This window comes from Dyella sp. SYSU CM1112, from assembly GCF_058216415.1.
Genome location: NZ_JBZEGI010000002.1, coordinates 159,314 through 175,613, shown reverse-complemented (window position 1 = coordinate 175,613; position 16,300 = coordinate 159,314). Strand labels below are relative to the sequence as shown.

General features: G+C 53.7%; 11 protein-coding genes. 3 read left to right on the top strand and 8 right to left on the bottom strand.

Features of this window, described 5'->3' with window-relative positions; translation table 11 throughout:
• Positions 1-29 precede the first annotated feature (29 nt).
• The 4 genes from AC4HNJ_RS03920 to AC4HNJ_RS03905 all read right to left on the bottom strand — a co-directional run bounded on the left by AC4HNJ_RS03920 (position 30) and on the right by AC4HNJ_RS03905 (position 5,534).
• Entirely contained in the window at positions 30-2,174 is a 2,145-nt protein-coding gene (locus tag AC4HNJ_RS03920; RefSeq protein ID WP_490478222.1) for a hypothetical protein, read from the bottom strand.
• The gene (locus AC4HNJ_RS03915; RefSeq protein ID WP_490478221.1) at positions 2,175-4,190 is read right to left on the bottom strand and encodes a tetratricopeptide repeat protein; all 2,016 of its coding nucleotides are present in this window, start codon (positions 4,188-4,190) and stop codon (positions 2,175-2,177) included.
• Between the two features lie 86 nt (positions 4,191-4,276).
• A complete protein-coding gene (locus tag AC4HNJ_RS03910; RefSeq protein ID WP_490478220.1) occupies positions 4,277-4,738 on the bottom strand; it encodes a pilin in 462 nt (153 codons plus the stop codon).
• Positions 4,739-5,087: 349 nt separating this feature from the next.
• Entirely contained in the window at positions 5,088-5,534 is a 447-nt protein-coding gene (locus tag AC4HNJ_RS03905; protein WP_490478219.1) for a pilin, read from the bottom strand.
• A gap of 154 nt (positions 5,535-5,688) precedes the next feature.
• On the opposite strand from AC4HNJ_RS03905, the gene AC4HNJ_RS03900 reads away from it, so the two are divergent.
• Positions 5,689-7,824 carry a prolyl oligopeptidase family serine peptidase gene (locus tag AC4HNJ_RS03900; RefSeq protein WP_490478218.1) on the top strand — a complete coding sequence of 712 codons (2,136 nt, stop codon included), beginning with the start codon at positions 5,689-5,691 and terminating at the stop codon, positions 7,822-7,824.
• A 404-nt stretch (positions 7,825-8,228) separates the two neighbouring features.
• Positions 8,229-9,800, top strand: coding sequence for an MASE1 domain-containing protein (locus AC4HNJ_RS03895; RefSeq protein ID WP_490478217.1), 1,572 nt, complete (start codon positions 8,229-8,231; stop codon positions 9,798-9,800).
• 55 nt (positions 9,801-9,855) lie between these two features.
• Here the strand turns inward: AC4HNJ_RS03895 and AC4HNJ_RS03890 are convergent, their stop codons facing one another.
• Together AC4HNJ_RS03890 and corA are read right to left on the bottom strand one after the other, a co-directional pair.
• Positions 9,856-10,317, bottom strand: coding sequence for a hypothetical protein (locus AC4HNJ_RS03890; protein ID WP_490478216.1), 462 nt, complete (start codon positions 10,315-10,317; stop codon positions 9,856-9,858).
• Positions 10,318-10,646: 329 nt separating this feature from the next.
• Complete coding sequence (gene corA, locus AC4HNJ_RS03885) at positions 10,647-11,666, bottom strand: magnesium/cobalt transporter CorA (protein WP_490478215.1); 1,020 nt, start codon at positions 11,664-11,666, stop codon at positions 10,647-10,649.
• Positions 11,667-11,788: 122 nt separating this feature from the next.
• On the opposite strand from corA, the gene AC4HNJ_RS03880 reads away from it, so the two are divergent.
• Positions 11,789-13,792 carry an acyltransferase family protein gene (locus AC4HNJ_RS03880; protein ID WP_490478214.1) on the top strand — a complete coding sequence of 668 codons (2,004 nt, stop codon included), beginning with the start codon at positions 11,789-11,791 and terminating at the stop codon, positions 13,790-13,792.
• Here AC4HNJ_RS03880 and AC4HNJ_RS03875 read toward each other — a convergent pair.
• Positions 13,775-14,998, bottom strand: a complete 1,224-nt coding sequence (locus tag AC4HNJ_RS03875) for a lipoprotein N-acyltransferase Lnb domain-containing protein (protein ID WP_490478564.1) — start codon at positions 14,996-14,998, stop codon at positions 13,775-13,777. The two genes, AC4HNJ_RS03880 and AC4HNJ_RS03875, sit on opposite strands and share 18 nt — an antisense overlap.
• Before the next feature lie 449 nt (positions 14,999-15,447).
• On the bottom strand, positions 15,448-16,287 hold the full coding sequence (locus tag AC4HNJ_RS03870; protein ID WP_490478213.1) for a CorC family transporter: 840 nt from the start codon (positions 16,285-16,287) through the stop codon (positions 15,448-15,450).
• Between the last annotated feature and the right edge of the window lie 13 nt (positions 16,288-16,300).

The window sequence follows — 16,300 nt, the reverse complement described above, 5'->3', positions numbered from 1 at the left end:
CAATTTACACTGTTTAGCATATCTAGAAGTTACATATCTCCGTTACTACGAGGAGAGATCTGTCGTAGGCCTGGAAGTGATCGTAGCTCAGCTAATGAGGCATCCAGCCGTCCTCCATAATTGAGTCGATTCAACTGAGCTATCTGCTCTTTCGCCTGATCAAATTGTCCGAGCACGACAAACATTCGAGCCAATGTGATGTGATAGGCCGGTTCATCAGGGGAGGTTAGTGCTGCCCTTTTCGACATCTCCAGTCCTAGCCGCCTGTCATTAAGAACATTCCAGGCGTAGTCACCATAATTTTCCAATAGGCGAGCTGACGGGTTTGGATGAGATAATGCGGCTTGGAATGCTTCAACCATCCGGTCGGTTGGAAGATCACAACTATGATCCCTAGCACATTGGGTTAATGAGGCCAGTGAACTCTCATCCTGTATCGTAGGAGCATGAGTTTTTAGTCTAACAATCAAACTATTCCACCAAGCTTCTTTTAGAGGAAGGTGCATACGGGAATTCATAAAAATCAGAGCCTGATCCGGAAGTATCGAGGACTTAGGCAGAGCAGCGGCGCGCTCTAATGGGGGATAGGCCAATTGGGTAAACGGAGATTTAGGGTCGTAACGGGAAAGTATGATATATGTCCGCCCCAATTCGTATTGGGCACGCGGAGACTTGGGCGCACGAATAGCCAAATCTTCTGCTAGGCGTAGAGGATTGCCCCAAGCATAAGCCGTTATCGCGGTTAGGCCAGCCCAGCAGAGCAAAAGGACTGCGATAAGTATGTAGCGCAATCGGGAAAATGAGCCATCGATTAGTTTTTTGACGGAGAGACTTTCAGTCCTTGCCGTATGTGCTGCTGGTGACCCGATAAGCAGCGGGATAACTGCCAATAGCAACCCGAAGCTTGCGAAATAGTTTCGATGCTCATAAATGAGTTCTAGCGGTAAAATGGTCCCTGTTAACAGATGACATCCTAAGAAAAGAGCGATACCCAGTGCGGCTAGAGGGCGTCGCGCCCGCAGCCAAATTATCGCTAAGGATAGTCCCACTAAGAGCAATAGACACGTTAAGGTTGTCCATGGAGTCAAAATTCCAGAGGAAACCAAGAAGTCGTCATGGTAGAACGATAGTTCGTGTGGCGTAGGAAGGAGCGTCCAGTAGATGTAATCAACGACGATTCGTGCCTCACTCAGCATTCTTGTGGTTAAAGTGAAGTCCCGCGTAATCCAGGCCGATGGCTTCAATATTTTTGGTAGCAGCCATGTAAGGCCAATAATTAAAGGTAGTGCAAGCGTAAAAACAAATAAAAAAATAATTCGCCAGTCAATTTTCTTCTCTTTGTGGATTTGATCAGGTTTTATATCTGCGAATAGCTTCTTTTTATTGTTCGTGATGGGTGTGCTGCATTTGGAAGAATGAAAGTGAAATATCGTCCATTCAATAAGTGCTGCATAAAAGGGCAGCATAACTGCCGTTTCCTTGGCTAGCACACCAAGAGCTGTGGGTATGGTAATGCTGGCGGCGCAGAGTACAAAGCCATAGTTAAACCATGATCTTTGCCATTTGTATCGCGTGGTGGGGATGGATGAAATAATTTCGTCAGTCTTGGGGGCAGTTAACATGCGACGCCGGCCTGCTAGATAACCGATTAAACCTAGAAGGACAAAAAGATTAGCAAGGCTTTCCATCCGCTGGACGATGTACAGCACTGCTGTGAGATTGATAGGTAGTAGCAGCCAGCTTGCTGTAATGATGGTGGCAATAATGTCTATGTGGGAACCTAAGCTTGCTGCACTAACAGTAGTCCCTTCTATATCTCTATCTTCTGTAAGTTGAAGTAGTGATTTTGATAGAATAAAAATTAGAATACCATTTAGAAGATGAATGACTAGATTGGTTAGCTTCATCCAGTATGGATCTAAACCAGCAAAGAGATAGTTAATTGCAAAACTGAGGGAGGCGAGTGGACGGCTGAGGTCGCTAGATGGAGATGAAAGGGCGGCACGCACAAGAGACGCCAAACTAAACGTTTTCGGTTGTATGCCCTCGTTATCTACAATGTTCGGAAAGTCGTCAAAGATGAATCCGCCAGAAAGGCCTGGCCAATAGATAATTGCTGTTATTAGCAGGGTTAAAGCAATCAACAGGTACTTTTTTTTTGTATGGATAGGCATTTATTTGGTCTGCGGGTTTGAAGGTTCAGAAAGTTGTGCTCTGGCATCGGCGGTCAATGTTGCGCGTAGAACATCTGTCTCATGCTGCCAGTAGCCTTGTTTCTGTAAGACCCAATTATGCAGGCGAGGCATGCCCCAGCCAAACTTGATGCGCTGCGCATTGTCGTGCGCAAAATCGAGGTGCTGCAATCCATACTTGGGATACCCTGCTGCCCCCAGTTCCGCTGCCTGGGCTAGGGCTGTTTCGATGTTGGGACGTATCAGGAATGCTTGGTTGAAATCGTCCAACGTCTCCCGGGGTTTTTTTTCGGCCAAAGCTAATAATCCGGCAGCGTGAACAATGCCTTGGCGAATGCTAGATTCCCGCTTGTAGAGTGAATTGGCCCTCGCTGCCTGCAAGGCTTCGTATACATCGCGCAGTGTTAGTCCAGGACAAGCATGGCTTTTTGCGCGCTGCACGGCGTCATCAAGCCAGTCAAGCATGGCCCCTGATCCATTGCTGGTATGGCGTAACGAAGACAATGCAAGGTGCCACGTTGCTGGTGTTACTTCTCCGATAGAGCATTCTGCGTCGACGAGATTGAGCGTGATCTGTACTTCGTTGGGCTTCTTTCTGGAAGCATTGCGTAATCGAATAACTGCCGCAGAGTAATTTCCGCGCTTCATTTCTACTGAGGCGGCTACAGCTTGAGCACGTGCGGAATTTGGATTCGTTGCGGCCCATATAAGTGCCTGTTCCCGGGGATTACCCCAAACTTTTGCGCCACTCCACGTTAGTAGTGCAACAGTTGCAAGGACAAGAACGATAGAGCAGTACCTTAATAATCTAGAATTAATGCCTGTCAGCCACAGTGCTAAAGGCCAGAACATGAAGGTGGCTGGCAAATAGTTGCGATGTTCAAAAAACAATTCCAGCGGAATGAAGGTGCTCTCCATTGCCTGTCCCGCGAAGTAGAACAGTATGGCAAATGCAGTGATCGGGTTTCGCTTACGTATTCCCCAGCCGAACGTACATAGCGCGATAATTGCAAGTAAACACGGAAGAGTGGTCCAGGGTCTAAACAAGGAGGTAGAAATTATTGTTTGGTCATTGAAGATACCTTGGGAGGTGGCTCGAGGTAGCCATAGCAGGCGTAGATAAGTCACTAATACCCGGGGTTCACTTAGCAGACGCTGGGTAATAGTCCAAGGGCGTTTGTCGAGCGCTACGTGAATATAGGCTGGTATCTGTGCTAGCAGGTATGCAGCTAGTAAGCAGGTAGGAAGAGCCAATAATCCAATGCGCTGCCATCTAAGATGTTTTGATGCTTCGGATGACAGTTTTCTGTTATCAATTCGCAGAACAGTGCATTCCGCTACACCGATCAGGAGCGGGAGCAAAGCACCATTGCCTTTGCACAGCACGGCGAGGAATGTGCATATCAAACTTCCTCCTGCCATCCAAGTCCAAGCAGAGGCAATGCGATTCTCAGCAAGGCGGCCGCGCCCAGTGCACCAAAGTAAGATACCCACCAAGCTGAAAGTAGTGGGTAAGATAGCTTCTCTTTGTACAATATAGAGGGTTGTCGAGATAAAAAGCGGATGTAGTAGCCAAATGGCAGAGCCTAGCAATGCAGTTGTGTAATTGCGATTTTCATCCAAATTGGTATGACGACCAAGTTTGAACATCGCCCAACATAGTAACGTACCGTTTAAAAGATGAAATAATACGTTCGTATGTTTAAACGAGAATGGATCTGCAGGCCAATTTTGGGCGTCCAGTAGGAAGCTAAATAAGGTAAGTGGTCGGCCTGTTGGGTCTGCTGTACCTGAGGTGATGTAGCGAAGAAAAGATGGCCAGTTATTTATAGGGCCTGTATCACCCAAGGCATTCAGATTAACGAAATCATCAAAAAGAAATGATCCGTATAATCCAGGGTGATAAATCCGCCAGGAGAGTAACAGCATTGCCATCAATAAGGCCGCAAAGATTGTTGCCTTATAAATCTGAGGCAACTGTGCTTTGTATGTATTCATTGCTGAAACTATAGAGGAAGCTTACGTTGTTTAAAAAAAGGGCCGCAATAGGGCGGCCCTTTGGTATTTGCTCAGTTTAAAAAGTTTTATTGTCCAGTGCCGCGGCATGAGGCCGGCAAATACTTTTGTGGGATAGTGGTAGTTGCCATGCCACAGTGCCACGCAATGCTGCCAGCACTAGCGCCAGTGACCGGAGAAAAGGCCAGGATCAGGCCATTAAGTGCAGTGTTTGCCACGAACCCATTTGCGTCAGAAAACGTTGCTTTCACCACGCCACCTGTTACGTCGACCTGAGAGACGTACTTGCCCTTGATCGACGTATTTGTTGCAAGGCCGGCTGACTGATTGTTACCAGGTAAGCGACCAGTATTGCTATAAAACTCCGCAACTGCGGTCTCGGCTGCGTCGGCCAAAGATGCCCCTTCCGAGACTTGAGAGCGAATCAGGTAGTCCTGGTAAGCAGGAATGGCGATAGCAGCCAAGATCGCAATGATCGCAACCACGATCATTAGTTCGATCAGCGTAAAACCTTTTTGCATGCTCTTCATTAAGTGGTTCCTCTGTCTTGGTTAGCTAACCTTGGGTGATGCCCCCTGAGCCCCTGTCCCGAATCCCCTAGGCGGAACCGGTACCTCACTCTTGGTCAGGAAAGACCAGGAAGCTCGCGGCAGAATGAAGCAGGTAGTATGCCATCAAGGCCGCTAAAACATTCTCTCAATCTCGTATGTTTGTTGGTTGTGGTCCTTGTCACGAAAGTAGCTAAGCAAAGAATCTAGGCACTTACCGGCGGACAGAGCCCGCTGGATGGCGCAACCTAAGTGCCTATCAAATTGGGGCAGATAGTGACCAATTTTGTCAGTTCTGCTAACTAAGGCCGTCACTCCCTGGTGTATCGATTTAGAGGCGGCAAGTGGAGGGTAGATATTTCCCGGGCACAGTGCTGGCAGTACAGGTCCAGTTAATGCTGCCATCTCCAATTGTTATGGGTGAAAGTAGTAGATAAATCGTCGCGGGTTTTATCGCAGTGTTTGCTTCGGGAGTGGCGAAAAGTACTTTAATGGTACCGTCGGCTACATTCACGCTAGACACGTATCTGCCAGCAATCGATACCGGACTTACCAGTCCTGCTGTTTTATTGCTAGCTGGATATGTTCCGTATGCCGATACGTAATCCCATACTGCTGCTTTGGCACCCTCAGCAAGGCTAAAACCTTCTGATATTTGGGCGCGGATCAGGTAGTCCTGGTAGGCCGGGATAGCAATCGCTGCCAGAATGGCAATAATTGCCACGACAATCATCAACTCGATCAAAGTGAAGCCTGCAGTGAGGCGCTGGCGCGTCATGATGATGGATTCCCCCTCTTGGACTGGTTAAGTTAGGCAGGTTCTGTACCAAGGCCCTAACTAGGATCGTGACCGGCATCCCGATTTTCCATTGGGATTGTCTCAAGATGTCCCTGCCCTTACCTTGGCGTTTTCCACGCATAGAGGACGGTCCATGAAACGATTGCTTGCGGCCCTCATGGTGGTATGGGTCGCCATGCCGGCCATGGCAGTGAATTCCGTATCTAGCACCTTGGTAGAAAGTCATTCGCCGCATTCCTTTGGCGTCAATGACCTAGTCATGCTCGATCGCGTTAGCGACCCCCAGCTTTCCCTGGATGGCCGCTATGCCGCATTCTCGGTACGCAGCACGGACTACGCCGCTAACAAAGGTATCAATACTCTTTACGTGAGGGACCTGGACAAGTCCGGCAGCGAACCCATCAGGGTGGTGGCGAAGCAGGCGTCATCACCGCGGTGGTCTCCGGATGGGCGGTCTCTTTATTACGTCGCGCCTGTGGATGGTGTGGCGCAACTCTGGCGTTTGGACTTCAGCATTGGCAAGCACGGCTTGGATCTGGCGGCTGCCTCGCGGCCGATACAAGTAAGCCACGCCCCGCTGGACATCGAAGCGTACAAGCTCTCACCGGACGGCAAGAGCGTGCTTCTCTCCTATGCGGTGTTTACGGATTGCAATGATCTTGCTTGCACCAAGGAGCGTCTCGACGGCCGCGCCAAGAGCAAGGCCACGGGCACGCTTTATCACAAGCTGTTCGTGCGGCATTGGGATACGTGGGAGGATGGTCGGCGTAATCAGTTGTATATCGCGCGCTTTGGTGCGGACGGTAGCCTGCCGGCAGAGCCAACTTTGTTGAGCAAGGGTATCGATGGGGATATTCCCAGCAAGCCGTTCGGTGACGATAGCGAGTTTGCGTTCTCGCCGGATGGCAATACGGTGTACTTCGACGTTCGTATTGCGGGCAAGAGCGAGCCGTGGTCCACGAACTTTGATGTCTACAAGGTCGCGGCGGATGGTTCTTCCGTGCCGCAGGACCTCACTGCTGCCAACAAAGCGTGGGACGGTTATCCGGTTCCTTCGCCGGATGGGAAGACGCTGTATTACCTGGCGATGAAAACGCCAGGTTTCGAGTCGGATCGTTTCGGCATCATGGCGATGGATCTGGCGACGGGCGCGACGCATGAAGTCGATCCGTCATGGGATCGTTCGCCGGGTGGCATGCAGGTGAGTGCGGATGGCAAAACGCTATTCGTGACGGCGGATGACGAAGGGCAGCATCCTTTGTTTGCCGTGGATGCGACCACCGGCAAGGTGAGCAAACTGGTCGGCAAGGGTTCGGTGACGGCGTATTCCATCGCAGGCAAGCGCATTCTGCTGGCGCGCGACGATCTCAAGCACCCGGCCGATCTTTATACGGTCAGCACCGATGGTGATGAATTGAAGCAAGTCACGCACTTCAATGCGGTGCGCTTGAAGAACGCGCGCATGGGTGATTTCCAGTTTTTCACCTTCAAAGGCTGGAATAACGAAACTGTGCAGGGCTATGTGGTGAAGCCGGTGGATTACAAAGCCGGGCATACCTATCCGGTGGCCTTCATCATCCACGGCGGCCCGCAGGGTGCGATGAACAATGATTGGAGTTATCGCTGGAATCCGCAGACGTATGCGGGCCAGGGTTTCGCCGTCGTCACCATCAACTTTCATGGTTCCACGGGCTATGGCCAAGCCTTCACCGATTCCATCTCGGGTGATTGGGGTGGCAAACCGCTGGAGGATCTGAAGCTGGGATGGCAGGCCGCGCTGGACAAGTACTCTTTTCTGGATGGCAACCGTGCGTGTGCGCTCGGCGCCAGTTACGGCGGCTATATGACGTATTGGATCGCTGGCGTATGGAACAAACCCTGGAAATGCCTGGTGGATCATGATGGTGTGTTTGATGCGCGCATGATGTATTACGCGACGGATGAGCTGTGGTTCGAAGAGCACGAAAACGGTGGCACGCCATTCGATGCGCCGGATAACTACGAGAAGTTCAATCCGGTCGATCATGTGAAAGATTGGCGCGTGCCGATGCTCGTGGTGCATTCGGGTCATGATTTCCGCATTCCGATTACGCAGGGATTGGGCGCGTTCACGGCGCTGCAACGTCAAGGCATTCCCAGCGAGTTCCTTACTTTTCCGGACGAAAATCATTTCGTGCAGAAGCCACAGAACAGCGTGCTATGGCATGAGACGGTCAATGCATGGCTCAAGAAATGGACGTCCGAGAGTGGACCGTCGAACAAGCAGTAATGGGATTCGCTAAAACGAGTCCAGTTGAAGATGCCCTTGCCGCCTTGGTGGCGAGGGCACTTCTTTGCGCAGGGTTTGGGTCTTTTGAATACGCGCCAGTCCGTTGGCGTCGGCTTCTGGACCCGGTGGGCTGAGGCAATAGGGCCTCTTAAACCCGGTCTGCGGGGGTGGAATGCCCCAAAACAGGCGAGTCAGCAGCTCTGTGATGATCGGCTTCACAACGGCTATCACACAGCTTGACTGTCGTAAAACTCTACGCCGCCCAGTCGCGCTACTATATAAGCGTATAGCCCGGGAAAGAGTCACGGTTTCACCAGAATTTCACAGTTCCACCGGGAATGTCGCAGCACTTAGGTTGGGCGTCATATCCACTGGGGAGTGGAAAAATGCAGGATCGTTCAGGGGTGAAGACAAGAGACGGGTGGAAACGCCAACTCGCGGTCGCCTTAAGTTATGGCGTCGGCATTTGGCTTGTTCAACAATTAAACGTTCCGCACTTTCTCTTGCTCTGCGGCGTGCATCTGGCCGTGCTGCTGTTGGTGCCTTATCGGTATTGGCCCGCGCTGATCGTGGCCGATATAGTGGCCCAGATCCCGGTAGCGGTGATGTGCGCTCCGTCATACGGGGTACTTTGGTCCGTGCTGATGCTGGTGCCAGGCATCATGTTCAGTGGGCCCATCGTTTATTACTTCAGAGAGTACATGCCTGTCCTCGATCGCAAGGGCGACGTGCACATAGGAAGGCTGCTGCTCTGTGCGTTGGTGATCTCACTGGTCATGACCGGCGTCAACGAGTTGCAGTTCTCAACCGTCGTTTATGCGCCGGATGTAAAGCCTTCGCACTATGACCATCTCGCCGCGCAATGGGTGCTTGGTAATTTGCTCGGGATTTTGACGGTGGTTCCCAGCGTGCTTGCGGTGCGCGAAGCGGGACATCAGCGCGGATGGCGGACGCTGTTCTCAGCGGTTGCCGAAAGCCGTCTCACTTTTGAGAGCGTGTGTTACCTGGTGCCGGCGCTCGCGGTTCTGCTGTGGATTGGATTTACCCAGCCGCATTTTCGCGGCGTCGCGCAGATCGCGATGTTCATACCCGTGGTGTGGCTTGCGCTTCGTCATGGCTGGCAAGGGGCTGCGTTAGGGGGCACCGTGGCCAGTCTCGCCCTGGTGTGGTTGATGCCGGAGAAGTTCGATCAAACGACTATCCAGGCCGAGGTGGTGGTGGCGTTTGCGATCTCGACCATGCTGCTGGTTGGCGCACGCATCGAGGTGCTCGACCGCCGTGCCGAAAAGGAACGCCGGGATGTCCGTACTGCCTTGGCGCTGGCGCAACGCAATGTGCATCTAAGCGAATTGCAGCTGCGCATGACTGCCCAGGCACTGGAGCAGGTGCGGGAAACCGTGCGTGGCGGGTTCACCATGATGATGGGGCGACTGCGCCACTTGCAGCCCGCCGTTGACGATGCAGGGTATCAGCGCTTGGCGTTGGCCGCGCAGGATCAGTTGTTTGGCATTTCCGACAGCCTGCATCCGGTGGTCTGGCGTGATCGCGGTCTGCCTGCTGCGCTACGCGAGGGCACGGTGGCGCGCATGCTGGATCAGGCAGGTATTCGTTATTGGTGTGAATTGAAGGGGCCGCTGAGTTGCTTGTCTTCGAGCGTTCACCTTGCCATTTATCGGATGGTGAGCGAGGCCATTGCCGTAGGCTGCAGCAAGCGAGACGTGAGCGACATATGCGTCCGTATCCGTGGCGGTGACGTCAATGGCAGACGCTGGGTAGTTGTAAGCATCGTCTTCCGCGGACATGCGGTGCGCCTGCCGCATGTGCAATGGGAAGGCTTGTTTCCTCGCCTTGTCCGCATGACGACGGGAATGGGCATCAAGGCCATCAAGGACAGAGCGGCTGTTTTTGAAGGCTATGCGCGGCAGCGGGACATTCCCGGTGGTCACCGCATTTCATGGCTGATGCTCGATCTATAAGCTAAAAGCCCAGCGACACGCTGGGCTTTTAGCTTCATTAGCCGTCTTCTGAGCATTAGCCTTTCGATCCACACGAGGCTGGATCTGAACAGATGGCCGCAACATTCAATTGCGTTGTGCCATCGCTCATCGGCGTGGCCGTGATGGTCGTGGTGCCATCGTTGTAAACAGTGGTCGGTGCAGCGACTGGCGTGGCACTGGTGGTCAGCGCTGCCGGTTGCTGTGGGGTGCTGACGAGCTGGGCGAATCTGCCGATCGGCAAGGTGATGAATTGGCCGGCCGCGGTTCCCACGCTTCCAAGCACATTGCCGCCCAGATCATTGATCTGGATGTATTGGATACCACCGAGCATGAAAACATAGGCGTGATAGTTCGGACTTACGCTCACGTCCGGTGTGTTGGGCCAAGCCTGGCCCAGACCCGTTGCCGGAGGTGTGCTGGCGCTGGCGACGCCCGCGAGGCCCATGGTCAGCAGCGCGGCGAATATGGCAGCACGACGAGACCTGATATGCAGCATGACTATTCCCCTCGGGTTGGACGGGCATTTGCCCGCAGTAAGTGAAATCTAGCACCCGGAAAGTTGCAAAAGCGTAGGCGCCCGTGCGAGAGGTTCTTGCTTGCCGGTTCAGGCGGCGGGAGCGGTGAGTGGTGTGAGGGCTGGTCAAGGTTGGCGGGCAAAGGGACAGCCTTGCACGATGCGACCTTTGCACACGAGGCTTAAAAACGTCATCAGGCTGCATCGTGGGCTTGGCAAGTCTGTCTTCATCCTGACTGCATCCCGATGTGTGGGACCGTTGAGAGGCATGAATGGCGAAGGAAACTCGCCCTTTATTGCAACCGGGCTTTTCAAAACCACTTCGCGCGCTTCAATAGCCCATAGATCGTACCGACCAGACAGGCGACCACTATCATGATCGCAGGGTAGGCCCATGGTTTGTTGAGTTCGGGCATGTGTGTGAAGTTCATGCCATACCAACTGGTGATAAGCGTGGGCGCTGCCAGCATGGCTGCCCAACCGGCCAGTTTCTTCATCACTTCGTTTTGACCGAATGTCACCAGGGAGAGGTTGACGTTGATGGCGGCCGTGAGCATTTCGCGCATGGCGCTGATGGACTCATTGACGCGGAAGACGTGGTCGTGGACGTCGCGGAAGTAGACGCGGAGTTCATCCGGGATCAATTCAGGATGCAAGCGGACCAGTTGGTTGATCACATCCTGCATCGGGGCGGCGGCAAGACGTAGCGACAGTAGGTCACGTTGCATGTCATAGAGACGGCGGACGGTGTCGCGATTCAACGTGTCGGAAAAAATGTCTTTTTCCAGCTCCTGCAGCTCTTCGCGGAAATCGCGCACGATAGGAAGCAGGTTGTCCACGATATAGTCGAGCACGCCGTATAGGCCGTAGCTGGGGCCGTGCGCCAATAGCTCAGGCGTCTTCTCGCAGGTTTGTCGTGCAGGCTTGTAAGAAAGCGACGCGCCGTGGCGAATAGTGATCAGATAGCGTCGTCCCAAGAACACGTGGGTTTCGCCAAAAGCAATGTGGCCATTGATGAGTTGTGCGGTCTGCACCACGATAAATAGCGAATTGCCGTAGGTTTCGATCTTGGTGCGCTGATGTGCGTAGCGAGCATCCTCCACCGCGAGGTCATGTAGGTCGAATTCTTCCTGCAGCTTCATAAGCAGTTGGTCATCGGGTTCGTGCAGACCAACCCAGACAAAGGTGTCGGATTCTTTCAACACTTCGCTGATGTCATCGATCGGGATATCGCCCAGGCGGGTACCGTTATCCCGATAGGCCACGCAGTTCACGACCATGGCGGATGGTGTGGTGGCTGTCACAGTGGGCGGCACGTTGTCATTGGACATAGCAAAATCATGCCGCTGATGGGGGATACTTCGCAATCAAGTAGCGATTGTTAGGTGGCAGGGTGCTTGCGTACGCCATAAGATCGATAAATCACGGATGTAGGCATTGTAGGGGGTGGTAAGTGGGGATTCGTAATGATGAGTATCGCCTTGGCTATCGGCCTGATATCGAAGGTCTTCGCGCGCTTGCCATTCTATTGGTTATTGGGGCGCATGCTGGAGTTCCGGGTATAAGTGGAGGCTTTGTTGGGGTCGACGCATTTTTTGTTCTTTCGGGATTCCTGATAACTGGACTCTTGATACGGGAAATCTCCGCTACATCGCATCTGAAGTTTACGGATTTCTATATTCGCCGCATACGACGTCTATTCCCTGCCCTTGTCGTCATGCTACTCATCAGTAGTGCTTTTGCAGCACTAGTTCTTGCGCCAGAAGCGCAGATGACGCAGGCCGTGACGGGGATCAGTGTTGCGACATGGCTCAGCAATATTCATTTCGCTCTAGGTAAGTTGGACTATTTCGCACCAGGCAACGACGCAAATATTTTTCTGCATACTTGGTCGCTAGGGGTTGAAGAACAGTTTTATTTAGTATGGCCGGCGCTCATTTTTCTGAGTTTGCGGCGAAGCTCTGCACAGGGGATGAATCGACTGCGTCTGGCGATGGTTCTGGTCATTGCCATCAGCTTGCTGCCGTCTATCGCAATGACTTACCGCGCTCCCCAATTGGCCTTTTATATGATGCCACTCCGAGCATGGCAGTTTGGACTGGGTGCGCTTGTCTGGTTGGAATTTAGGGAAGAGACGAGTGGCCTGGCGGCTCGTTGCTCCAGCGTCCGGGTGAGAAGCTTATTGGGATGGGCAGGCATACTTATGCTGCTTGGAGCGGGCTGCCTGCTTAATGCAGATAAGCCGTATCCTGGCTTCTACGCGCTAATTCCGTCTATTGGGGCTGCATTGATCATTGCCTCGGGCAGCTGCGGGGAGGGGACAGCAGTTCAGCGTCTTTTGTCACTTTGGCCACTGCAGGCGATCGGTCGGATTTCGTATTCTTGGTACCTTTGGCATTGGCCGGTACTAGTGCTTGGACACGCATTGACTGGCTCGAATGACCCGAGGTATCGAGCTATGTATGTGCTCGTTTCACTTCTACTCGCGTCTGCATCATATGGGTTTATCGAGTCACCGATCCGGCATCAGCGCTGGTGGTTAGTCTATAAACGTGCGGCGGTTTATGGCTTGATTGTTGCTGTTGTGGTCACCCTGACAGGTCTATGGCACTGGTATGTCTGCGCCGACGATTTGGCGCATACGCCAGAGCAGCGGCGTATTGTGACATCGCACTTCAATGCCCCAATTATTTATGCAATGGGCTGCGATGACTGGTACAGAAGCGACCGGGTAAAAATATGTGCTTTTGGGAACCTGCGTGCAAAACACACGGCTGTGCTGCTCGGCGATAGTATTGCGGGCCAATGGTTTCCTGCCGTCTCGAAGGTCTTTGATCGACCTGATTGGCGTTTGCTGGTAGTGACCAAATCATCGTGCCCCATGGTCGATCGTGATTTTTTCTACGCTCGTATAGGGCGTGTGTATAGCGAGTGCACGACATGGAGAAATGCGGTGCTGACAGATCTTGCTAAGGTCAAGCCGGATGTAGTGATTATGAGTTCATCAGATACGCCTCATTTTTCTGATCGCGACTGGACGGAAGGCTCAAGCAAAGTAATTAGTGCGATCAGTAAAGTCGCAGTCCAGGTTTACGTACTTCGCGCTACACCTCATTTACCTTTTGACGGACCTGATTGCCTCGCGGAGCATGCTATGCGTCCGCATTGGTTGCTTGCATCGGGTGACTGCAGTGCTTCGTCAGGTAGCCGGCACGCAGACGAAGTCTATGCTTCCTTGCAGAAAGCCGCAGCTCAATTTGGGAACGTCCATGTTTTGGATATGAATGGAAACATATGCAAGGGTGGTGTCTGTCATGCTGAACAAGACGATGTGATTGTTTTTCGTGACTCTCAGCACATGACCGCAGCTTTTGCTAGCTCTCTTGCCCGAGTACTCGATAGTCGATTACAGCTAAATGACGCGGCCACGCAGCTTCCGTCAGAGGCGAATATGTGACTCGATACGTCTGAGTGTCCATGCCAGTGCCAACCAACAGGGCAGCGCGAAGAGTATCCACGGCTGATTCTGCTGCACTGTGCCAGGAAGCAGGTGCATCAGTACGGCGAGCAACAGCGCGATGAGTTGCAGTATCAGGACGCTATGGGCGAGGCGTGACGGTGCCATGTTGCGGCGTGCTCGCCATAGCGACGCGATCAACACGAACGCGAGCGGATTAAAGAGAAACAGATTGGCATTGGCCCATGCGGAGTGATGGGCGGTCAGGGTCCAGAGGATCAGCATGAGCAAGCCGGCGATGCCTGCGAAAAGCAAGAACAGGGTGCCGAGCAGTGCATAAGCGATGCGTACGCGACGCCATGTAACCACGATAAGCACGGCCATAATCAAGCCGGCGATGCCGAGCGGAATGCGTAAGTCCGGGGGTGCGGTGGGTGGTACGGCGAGATGGTTGGGGGCGAGCAGGGTTTCGTTTTGGATGAGGGGCTGGGTGCCGCCATGGCCGTCAGAAATAGTGACGTGGCGGAGGTTGGTTTGCAGTTCTTCGGGTAGAAAGCTTTCCTGCCACGCATTCAGGGGCTGGTCGGCATACGGCCCGAGACCGAGGTCGAGGATGAACATCAACCAGGGTTGTGCGCTCATCAGGCGGATGGTTTGTTGGCGATACGTCATGCCGCCGGGGAGCGTGCTGAGGCGTGCCTTGATGATGCCGCCCAGTGCATGATCGAGTGCATCGCGCACGCGAGTGGTGCAGTTGTCGACGTAGTAGTCGTAGTTGTAGACGGCGTTTTCCGGGCGCAGATTCCAGAACAGAAAATCGCGTAACGCAGCGGCTTGCGCTGGAGTGAGCGCCAGGCGCTGTTTGGTAATGGACCGGCCCGCTTGCGCGTAGAAGTTTTCTTCGTCGGTGGTGACTTCGGCATCGATGAGGTAATGCATGCGACCGCGCGCGAAGTTGAGGAAGAAATTTTTCTCGTCGAAGTTGAATACGCCGTAGTTGAAATTCACTTCCTCGCCGGTGCCGGTGTCGCGCAATTCGATGGCGTCATGGCCGAAGCGTTCCCAATAGATATCGCCGGGGCCGTAGGTGATCAGCGAAACCTCCAGGTTTTCCCCAGGGGCATTGGACACGTCCGCATGAGCCGGAAGGATCGTGCAGCAGAGGAGTACGAGGGCAGAAAGAAGGATGCGGCCGGCCAGGGTCATGGGATGGGCGGTGATGGGGGACGCACTAGGGTAGCGGATATGGGTGACCGGCTCGAAGCAGGATGGGCGAGTCGATTGCACTGTGGCTGTTGGGTACTAAGGGCACTGGACCCTGGCGTTCGCCGCAGTGATGAGGATGAAGTGGATTTCGCATGCTCTCAAGCGTGGGTTTTCAGGCTTGGCGCGCGTGTCGATCGACAGATCGACAGGCTTGGGACTCCATGATTTGGCATGTGATGCGCTCAAACAATGCCCGCAATAAGTTCGTCGTCCTTTCATAAGGCAATAGGCGAGGAAGTGACTTCTTACGGGAAGGCTTCAAGAGCAAGTACGACCAACCCCGCCCCGACCCTCCCCTGCAAGCAGGAGAGGGGGAGATGAGTCGCAGGTGGTCTAGATGTCTGCACTCCGGGGGCGCAGCGGCATCGATAGGATGTGTACGCCTGACGTTACCGGCGTACGACGCGAAATTGCTGCACGCGGCGGTCGTCGGCCTGGGTGACGTGGAACTCGAAGCTGCCGATGGCGATCTGCTCGCCCACTTCCGGCAGGTGACCGAATTCCGCGGTGGCCATGCCGCCGATGGTGTCGAATTCCTCGTCGGAAAACGAAGCACCCATTTCCTCGTTGAAGTCGGCGATGGGGGTGAGGGCGTCGACGATCCATTCGCCTTCGGCCTGGGCTTGCATCAGGTCGGGCTCTTCCTCGTCATCGTGCTCGTCATCGATTTCACCGACGATTTCTTCCAGCACGTCTTCGATGGTGACCAGGCCGGCCACGCCGCCATACTCATCCACCACCAGCGCCATGTGGTTGCGGCTGCGCCGGAATTCGGCCAGCAGTATGTTCAGGCGCATGGATTCGGGAATCAGCACGGCCGGGCGCAGGATCGAGCGCAGGTCGAAGTCCTGGCCATTGCCGAAGTATTTGAGCAGATCTTTGGCGAGCAGGATGCCGAGGATGTCGTCCTTGTCTTCGCCGTGCACGGGGAAGCGGGAATGCCCGGATTCCACCACGGCGGCAAGGATGTCGGGGAGCGGCGATTCCACGTTGATCATCACGATCTGCATGCGTGGCACCATGACGTCGTCCACGTTGAGCTCGGTGACTCGCAGCGCGCCTTCCAGCATGGGAAGGGTATCGGCGCCTAGCAGGCCGTTGGCCTGGGCGGTCCGCAACTCGTCGATCAGTTCTTCGCGGTTGCGTGGTTCGCCGGAAAACAAATGGCCCAGTCGATCCCACCACTTTCGGTGGGCCGGGCCGCTGGTACTACCAGGGTCCTCGTTCATTACTTTCGGAAAA

Coding starts and splice junctions, on each gene's coding strand:
- AC4HNJ_RS03920 (WP_490478222.1), bottom strand. CDS start 2,174: ATGCCTATCCATACAAAAAAAAAGTACCTGTTGATTGCTTTAACCCTG.
- AC4HNJ_RS03915 (WP_490478221.1), bottom strand. CDS start 4,190: ATGAATACATACAAAGCACAGTTGCCTCAGATTTATAAGGCAACAATC.
- AC4HNJ_RS03910 (WP_490478220.1), bottom strand. CDS start 4,738: ATGAAGAGCATGCAAAAAGGTTTTACGCTGATCGAACTAATGATCGTG.
- AC4HNJ_RS03905 (WP_490478219.1), bottom strand. CDS start 5,534: ATGACGCGCCAGCGCCTCACTGCAGGCTTCACTTTGATCGAGTTGATG.
- AC4HNJ_RS03900 (WP_490478218.1), top strand. CDS start 5,689: ATGAAACGATTGCTTGCGGCCCTCATGGTGGTATGGGTCGCCATGCCG.
- AC4HNJ_RS03890 (WP_490478216.1), bottom strand. CDS start 10,317: ATGCTGCATATCAGGTCTCGTCGTGCTGCCATATTCGCCGCGCTGCTG.
- corA (WP_490478215.1), bottom strand. CDS start 11,666: ATGTCCAATGACAACGTGCCGCCCACTGTGACAGCCACCACACCATCC.
- AC4HNJ_RS03875 (WP_490478564.1), bottom strand. CDS start 14,998: ATGACCCTGGCCGGCCGCATCCTTCTTTCTGCCCTCGTACTCCTCTGC.
- AC4HNJ_RS03870 (WP_490478213.1), bottom strand. CDS start 16,287: ATGAACGAGGACCCTGGTAGTACCAGCGGCCCGGCCCACCGAAAGTGG.